The 7,110-nt window shown below is 68.1% G+C and carries 9 protein-coding genes and 1 pseudogene; 5 read left to right on the top strand and 5 right to left on the bottom strand.

Annotated features, from left to right (window positions below; all coding sequences use genetic code 11):
- A pseudogene (locus U9980_RS03535) lies at positions 1-251 on the bottom strand (methyltransferase type 11); the annotation flags it as partial.
- Between the two features lie 165 nt (positions 252-416).
- Between U9980_RS03535 and U9980_RS03530 the strand changes: the two are divergent.
- The 4 genes from U9980_RS03530 (at position 417) to U9980_RS03515 (ending at position 3,312) form a co-directional block, all read left to right on the top strand.
- Entirely contained in the window at positions 417-1,010 is a 594-nt protein-coding gene (locus tag U9980_RS03530) for an alpha/beta family hydrolase (RefSeq protein WP_322766654.1), read from the top strand.
- Between the two features lie 215 nt (positions 1,011-1,225).
- Complete coding sequence (locus U9980_RS03525; protein ID WP_416210139.1) at positions 1,226-2,014, top strand: sigma-70 family RNA polymerase sigma factor; 789 nt, start codon at positions 1,226-1,228, stop codon at positions 2,012-2,014.
- Positions 2,011-2,295 carry a mycothiol system anti-sigma-R factor gene (rsrA, locus tag U9980_RS03520; protein WP_322748959.1) on the top strand — a complete coding sequence of 95 codons (285 nt, stop codon included), beginning with the start codon at positions 2,011-2,013 and terminating at the stop codon, positions 2,293-2,295. Before U9980_RS03525 ends, rsrA begins: the two co-directional genes overlap by 4 nt.
- Before the next feature lie 66 nt (positions 2,296-2,361).
- Complete coding sequence (locus U9980_RS03515; protein WP_322754134.1) at positions 2,362-3,312, top strand: GDP-mannose 4,6-dehydratase; 951 nt, start codon at positions 2,362-2,364, stop codon at positions 3,310-3,312.
- Positions 3,313-3,424: 112 nt separating this feature from the next.
- On the opposite strand, the gene U9980_RS28395 is transcribed toward U9980_RS03515, so the two are convergent.
- Entirely contained in the window at positions 3,425-3,499 is a 75-nt protein-coding gene (locus U9980_RS28395; protein ID WP_369809780.1) for a 50S ribosomal protein bL37, read from the bottom strand.
- 33 nt (positions 3,500-3,532) lie between these two features.
- Positions 3,533-4,177, bottom strand: a complete 645-nt coding sequence (locus tag U9980_RS03510) for a DUF5317 family protein (RefSeq protein ID WP_322766652.1) — start codon at positions 4,175-4,177, stop codon at positions 3,533-3,535.
- Between the two features lie 314 nt (positions 4,178-4,491).
- On the opposite strand from U9980_RS03510, the gene U9980_RS03505 reads away from it, so the two are divergent.
- Positions 4,492-4,722 carry a biotin/lipoyl-binding carrier protein gene (locus tag U9980_RS03505; RefSeq protein ID WP_322766651.1) on the top strand — a complete coding sequence of 77 codons (231 nt, stop codon included), beginning with the start codon at positions 4,492-4,494 and terminating at the stop codon, positions 4,720-4,722.
- 368 nt (positions 4,723-5,090) lie between these two features.
- Here U9980_RS03505 and bioB read toward each other — a convergent pair whose 3' ends face one another.
- Together bioB and bioD are read right to left on the bottom strand one after the other, a co-directional pair.
- Complete coding sequence (gene bioB / locus U9980_RS03500; RefSeq protein WP_416210137.1) at positions 5,091-6,146, bottom strand: biotin synthase BioB; 1,056 nt, start codon at positions 6,144-6,146, stop codon at positions 5,091-5,093.
- 241 nt (positions 6,147-6,387) lie between these two features.
- Positions 6,388-7,104 carry a dethiobiotin synthase gene (bioD, locus tag U9980_RS03495; RefSeq protein ID WP_322754131.1) on the bottom strand — a complete coding sequence of 239 codons (717 nt, stop codon included), beginning with the start codon at positions 7,102-7,104 and terminating at the stop codon, positions 6,388-6,390.
- Between the last annotated feature and the right edge of the window lie 6 nt (positions 7,105-7,110).

Raw genomic sequence — 7,110 nt, 5'->3', positions numbered from 1 at the left:
CCCTTCGCCGAGGGGACGACTCGCACGACGTCGTGCCCGGCTGCGACCATTTGACGTGCGAACCGCGTCCGCGGGCCGGAGACGTCCAGGACCCGGATCTGTGTCGTCGGCAACCAGCTGGCCAGCTGGGTCGCGGCGACATCCTCGTAGAACGCCCAGTACGGATCATCACTGTCCGTGGGCGTCTCGTAGACGAGGGTCGTGGTTCGTCCGCGCGACTGATCTGGCTCGGCGTCGAGACGGGGCAGCATGGACTTTTCCTACCCTTCAAAGGGAGAAGATGCGAAACACGTCACACAGGTTCTCGGGAAGTCTGACAGATCTGGATGGTCAACGGTGATGTATCTGTCACGGAGGTGACCGTGGCTGGCGGGTCCCTTCCCGAGGTGCCTTCTCTGGAAGTTGACGGAGGGCGGGTGTTTCTGGTTCCCGCGCCACGCGGGTCGTGTGGGCTTGTTGTGCTTCTGCACGGTGCAGGCAGTGGAACCGATGTTGGTGTGTTGTCCGAACTTGCGGTGCGACTGCCGGGGATCGGGGTGAGCGTCGCCCGCCTGGAGATGCCGTACCGGGTTGCCGGCCGCCGTGCTCCGGATCGTCCGGCAAGGCTGGACGCGGTGCTCCGGGCGACCCTGGACATGCTGCCCCAGCCGCGTCCTGTCGTTCTGGTGGGACGGTCGATGGGATCGCGTGTGGCGTGCCGCTGCGCCGCTTCGGTAGCGGCCGTGGGAGTGGTGGCCTTCGGCTTCCCGCTGGATCCACCCGCCGCGGACCGGCCGTCGAGGTTGCCGGAGCTACTCGGCGCCGGCGTCCCCGTCCTCGTGGTGCAGGGCGACCGGGACGCGTTCGGGATGCCGGTCCCAGCTCCGGATCGCGACATCGAGGTGCATGTCCTCGCGGGCGCTGATCACGCCATGCGGACGCGTCGCCGGGACGGCCGGACCGAAGCTGACGTGATCAATGAAGCGGCCACGGTCGGGACGGAGTGGATCCGGCGGCACACCATCGGGTAGTCGGGAATCCCGACACCCGGTCGAACGGTTATGCAAGCCGAAAGGATCCTTCGGACCGTCGACGCGGCCGGACTACCCCCAGATCATTTCGTGTCCCGGTGATTGCGTCGTCTCCGGTTAGCCAGGGACATCCACTCGGAGGTTTGATGACTGCCCAGTTCGCGAGCGGGCCGGTGCCCAGCGTCGGCGACGCCGCGCCGACGCCAGTTGCGCAGATGCGGCCACTCGACGGCCGCACGGATGCCCCGGGCCGTTGTCCCACCGGACCGGTGGCTGGTTCCTCCGGCCGCTTTTCTGCCCGCGCGGCTGCACCCGGCGAGGTATCGTCCGTTTCAGCGGTCGGTGGCGTGCCCGTCAACCGGCGTCCCGCGGACGGTCCGAGGTACGAGGGAGTGGTCCTGGTCGACGAGACTGCCGAAGAGCGCGCCAGCCGTTTCGAGCAGGACGCCCTGCCTTTCCTTGATCAGCTGTATGCGGCGGCGCTGCGGATGACGCGGAACCCCGCCGATGCCGAGGACCTGGTGCAGGAGACCTTCGTCAAGGCCTTCGCGGCTTTTCACCAGTTTCAGGAAGGTACGAACCTCAAGGCCTGGCTCTACCGGATCCTGACGAACACGTTCATCAACACCTACCGCAAGCGGCAACGCCAGCCGCTGCAGAGCCCGACCGAGCAGGTCGAGGACTGGCAGCTGGCCGACGCGGAATCGCACACGTCCAGTGGGCTCAAGAGCGCTGAGACCGAGGCGTTGGAGCACCTGCCAGACAGCGACGTCAAGGAAGCTCTGCAGGCGCTGCCCGAGGATTTTCGGATGGCGGTGTACCTCGCGGATGTCGAGGGCTTCGCCTACAAGGAGATCGCGGAGATCATGGGTACCCCGATAGGTACCGTGATGTCCCGGTTGCACCGCGGTCGCCGTGGCCTGCGTACCTCCCTTGAGCACTATGCCCTTGAGCGGGGTCTGGTTCGCGCCGGTCGTTCCGAGGTCGATGGCGGTGCATCGTGAGCTGTGGTGACCCGCACGGCGTCGACTGCCGCAAGGTGCTGGAGGCCGTCTATCTGTATCTCGACGGCGAGATTGACTTCGACCATAAGTACCTGATTCGGACGCATCTCGACGAATGCTCCCCGTGTCTTCGGCAGTTCGGCGTGGAGCACGAGGTGAAGCTTCTGATCGCCCGCCGATGCGGGGGCGAGCGCGCTCCGGACACTCTTCGAAAGAGTGTTCTGGAACGCTTGCGGGCGGCACGGGCTGACGCAGCCAGGGCCGAGTTTCGCGCCGAGTGAGTGCAGTGCCCGGCGGGGGATGGTCAGCCTACGGTGGCTCAGCGCCGACCACTAAGCTCGGGAGCCGTGCGTATTCTCGTCTCCGGCGCGGCCGGTTTCATCGGTTCCACGGTCACTGACCGTATGCTCGCCGACGGCCACGACGTCGTCGGGATCGACGACCTGTCCACTGGGCGGCTTGAGAACCTGGCGCAGGCTTCCCTTGACGCCCGGTTCTCGTTTGAGAAGGTCGATGTCACCTCATCTGATCTTGATGATGTGGTGGGGCGGGTTCGCCCGCATGCGGTGTTGCACCTGGCTGCGCAGATCGATGTGCGGGTGAGCATCAGAGATCCACTTCTTGATGCCCGGTTGAACGTGCTTGGCACGATCAACATGTTGGAGGCGAGTCGAAAGGCCGGCGTCGGGAAGTTCGTCCATACGTCGTCCGGTGGTTCGATCTACGGGACGCCCCGGCATCTGCCGGTCGACGAGACCGCGCCGGTGGCTCCCGAGTCCCAGTACGCGGCCGGGAAGGCGGCTGGCGAACTGTACCTGTCGGTGTACCGAGCGACATATGGTCTGGCGACGACCGCGCTTGCGCTCGGCAACGTCTACGGGCCGCGCCAGGATCCGCACGGCGAGGCCGGTGTGGTAGCGATCTTCGGGACGGCCATGCTCGAGGGACGTCCGACCATGATTTTCGGTGATGGTGCCACCACTCGCGACTATGTCTTCGTCGGCGATGTCGCGGACGCCTTCGCTCGCTCAGCCTCGGTGGATGCGGCCAACGGCGAACGGCTCAACATCGGGACGGGTACCCAGACAGCCGTCCGGGAACTGCACAGCAGGCTCGCGGGGATCATCGGGGTGGCCGACACCCCGGAGCTCGCGCCGTCGCGTCCCGGGGAGCTGGCGCGGATCGAACTCGATGTCAGCAAGGCACAACGGCTGGTCGGTTGGCGACCTCAGGTTGATCTTGATGGTGGCCTGGGTCGCACCGTCGACTGGCTGCGGCCCCGCGTCGGCACCGGCTGAGAGTGCCCGGCAACAGGGGTGCGTGCCCCGGCCCCGGTGTGTGCCCCGGCCCCGGCTTGGGGCCGGGGCACACACCGGGGCGGACGTTCGACCGCGGCCCGCCGGCGCCGGCTCAGGTGTTGGGGCGTTTGCCGTGATTGGCCTTGTGCTTGGCGCGTGCGCGCCGCTTACGCTTCTTCTTCGCCACGTCGGGTACCTCCTTTCCGCTCCGGTCATCCTGTCACGGGCACTCGGCCGGCCGTGCCGCCGCGACGGCCGCCACCGGGTCCGGATCCGTTGGAAGAGTAGGAGAAGCTGCACCGGAGGTCGTGGACCGCGTCACGCGGATGCGGCGAGCCTCCAGGGTGCGGCGCGCCCGCACCGGTGCGACCGCTCCGAACAGCCCTGCGCCGGCGGCGATCAGCACGTCGCCGATGCTGACCACGGCCGGCGCGTTCGGGAATGCCAGCGGTATCACGTCCGTCGCCGGACGCAGGACCGTGGCGGTGTCCCCCGGAGTGTACTGGGAGGACGCCCACACCTCGCTGACCGCGATGCCGGCGCGTTCGGCTCCAGACAGTGACACCGGCATCCGACCGCCGTTGGCGAGGACCACCACCGTGTTGAGCGTGATCCCGGCCAGCAGCAGACCGAGGCCCGGTAGTCGGGAGTTCGCCGCCGCGAAGAGCGCGACGGTCACCATGGCCGTGACCCAGGCGGCGACCTGGACGCCGGGGATGACCCGCCCGAGGACCAGCGCCGCGAACGCGGTCGCGAACATCCACGGGCGTGCCACATAGATCCGAACCAGGGCGTCCGGCGTCCCACCACGAATCAGCCCGACCGTGACGCCACCGATCAGGGCGAGTACAAGGAGAACGAACACCCTCGTAGTGTGCTTGGTCCGCGCAGCGGTGGACCGCAGGGGCGACATTCCGGCATGTCTGATTTGCCGCGCGCCGCGGTCCCGATCGGCTGGCGGACCAAAGGGCGCGCGACGATCGTCAGATCGCGCGCCCGGAGGTCATAGTCTCCGGAGCGTTGCCAGAAGATCATAACGGAGGTTGGCCGCCGCCGGCTTTGGGTGGATCGGCCGTTGAACCGGGACTTTCTTTGTCGCCGTGGCGCGCAGCGGTCGTGTCCGGGTGCGCACTACGCTCACGGTGTGCGTTTGTCCGGTCGGCAGTGGGAAGGGGAACCGTGGCCGAGGAAGTTCGAGCCGAGATGGTCGCCAACGTGTGGAAGGTCGTGGTCGGTGTCGGTGACACGGTGTCGGCCGGGGACACGCTCGTGATCCTCGACTCCATGAAGATGGAGATCCCGGTGCTCAGCGAGGACGGCGGTCGGGTCGCCCAGATCGCGGTACAGGAGGGGGACGTCGTTCAGGAAGGCGACCTGATAGCCCTCCTCGACGGCCTGCCAGCGGCCTGACCGTAGCCGCACAGGGGCTCAGCCGACGGTTGAGCCGTGTTCGCTGCAACGTGCCGTCCACCCGGTCGGTGTGACCTGCACGACCAGCCGTCGACGGCAGCTCTGGCAGAAGCGTGGCGGTTCCAGCAACCGGGCCCGGTGACAGGCGTCGTGCTCTCCGTCGGAGAGCAACCGTCCGCACCGGTCGCAGAAGGCCGTTTCCGTTTCGCTGACAGTCATGCCACTGAGATTAGAGCGCCCGGCCCCGCGACGCCGCGTCCCTGTTGCCGGGCGCTCTTTGGCTTCCCGGGGCCGCCGGGCGCGCGGTGGGACCATGATTGCGCGCCCGACGGAGTCGTCGATGATGCGGTCAGTCGTCGATGATCCGGTCAGAAAGTGGCCTGCATCGACTTGATCGGCATTTTGAGGTCGGCGAGCATCGCAAGGTCCGCCTCGGCCGGGCGTCCCAATGTCGTCAGGTAGTTGCCGACGATGACGGCGTTGATGCCACCGAGCATCCCGTCGACCGCCAGGTCGCCGAGGGTGATCTCACGACCGCCGGCGTAACGCAGGATGGTGCGCGGTAGCGCGAGCCGGAACGCGGCGATCGTCCGCAGCGCGTCGGTGGCGCTGATCACAGGTAGGTCCGCGAAGGGTGTACCGGGCCGCGGATTGAGGAAGTTCAGCGGCACCTCATCGGGCTCCAGCGCGGCGAGCTGCCCGGCGAGCTCCGCCCGTTGCTCCAGCGTCTCGCCGACACCGATGATCGCGCCGCAGCACAGTTCCATACCGGCCGCTCGCACCATCTCGCAGGTCTCCCACCGTTCCTGCCAGCTGTGGGTGGTCACGACCTGGGGGAAGTGCGAACGTGCGGTCTCCAGGTTGTGGTTGTAACGGTGCACGCCCATGTCGACGAGGGCGTCAACCTGTTCCTGGGTGAGCATCCCGAGCGAACAGGCGATGTTGATGTCCACGGCGGCGTGGATCGCGGCGATGCCCGCGCGGACCTGGCTCATCAGCCGCTCATCCGGGCCGCGTACGGCCGCGACGATGCAGAACTCGCTGGCGCCGGTCTCCCTGGTCGCCTGGGCGGCCTGGACCAGCGACGGGATGTCCAGCCAGACTGCGCGGACCGGCGAGTCGAACTGCCCGGACTGGGAACAGAAGTGGCAGTCCTCCGGGCAGCCGCCGGTCTTGAGACTGACGATTCCCTCGACCTCGACCTCCGGGCCACACCAGCGCAGCCGCACCTCATGCGCGAGTGCGAGCGCCTCGCTGATCCTCTCGTCGTCGAGCTGCAGTACAGCCAGTGTCTGCTCGGCCGACAGGCCGTTACCATCCTCCAGTACCTGACTACGCGCTACCTGCAGGATGTCGGTGGAGGTACTGACGTCTTCGCCTGATTGGCGTGCGGCGGGCGGGGCGGTCGCTGACGATGGCGGCACGGTGGTCTCCCTGTGGTCCGACGTGGACCTCGACTCGTCTGACGGTGCGGAGCTGCGGAGCTGCGGAGATATGGCGGTGTGGCGGTGTGGAGGTGCGCCGGGCGGCTTCACGTTCGGCCACGCTCGTTTCCCACGGTGGACGCTCGCACACCGGCGGAGGTTCACGCGCGCTCGTCGGCGATAGTTCTCAGTCGGGTCCGGTCGGTGAACAACTGCCCGACACCTGCTGTTGTCCATCGTGTCACGGAGTGTGTCTCTCTCGGAACTGTTGGGCGTTGAAGGTACCGCCCAACGCAGGTGCGAGGCACGCTCGGGCGGTGTCACGGAAGGACGCCGCATCCGCGGCGCCAGACCCGGCCGGTAGCGCTCCGGCGAGCGGGCGGGCGGCCAGCATCTCCAGGTCGCTGATGTTCGAACGGCAGGCGAGGTCCGGATCGGACGGCCAGGAACCGATGACCAGACCAGCCAGCTCCAGGCCACGGTGGGCCAGCGCCTCCAGGGACAGTGCGGTGGCGTTGAGGGTGCCGAGGTCGGCCGCACTGACCAGCAACACCGGCGCAGCCAGCGCGCGGGCGAGATCGGCCACGGTGGCGCCTTCGTCGTCGTAGCGGACCAGCAGCCCGCCCGCGCCTTCCACCAGGACGAGCCGCCGACCCCGGGCGAGCTCCGTTACCTGTCGGGCGACGTCGGCGAGTTCCACCGGAGGGCGTCGGGTGAGCCGGGCCGCCGCGGCCGGCGAGAGCGGCGCCGGGAAACGGGCGCACTCGTGCAGGTCCTCGACTCCGGACAGCTGCCGCACATGGTCGAGGTCGCCGGGCTCACCGGGGCCGACGCCGGTCTGCGCGGCCTTCACCACGGCGACGTCGATGCCCCGGTCCCGGGCCAGCGTGGCCAGCGCAGCCGTGACAACGGTCTTGCCGACACCGGTTCCGGTCCCGGTCACCACGAGCACCGTCACCCGGGC

The organism is Protofrankia sp. Cr1, assembly GCF_963555865.1.
In the GTDB taxonomy this organism is placed as follows: domain Bacteria; phylum Actinomycetota; class Actinomycetes; order Frankiales; family Frankiaceae; genus Protofrankia.
The sequence above is the reverse complement of the archived record's forward strand: the minus strand, read 5'-3'. Positions and strand labels throughout refer to the sequence as shown.

Coding starts and splice junctions, on each gene's coding strand:
- U9980_RS03525 (WP_416210139.1), top strand. CDS start 1,226: ATGCGGCCACTCGACGGCCGCACGGATGCCCCGGGCCGTTGTCCCACC.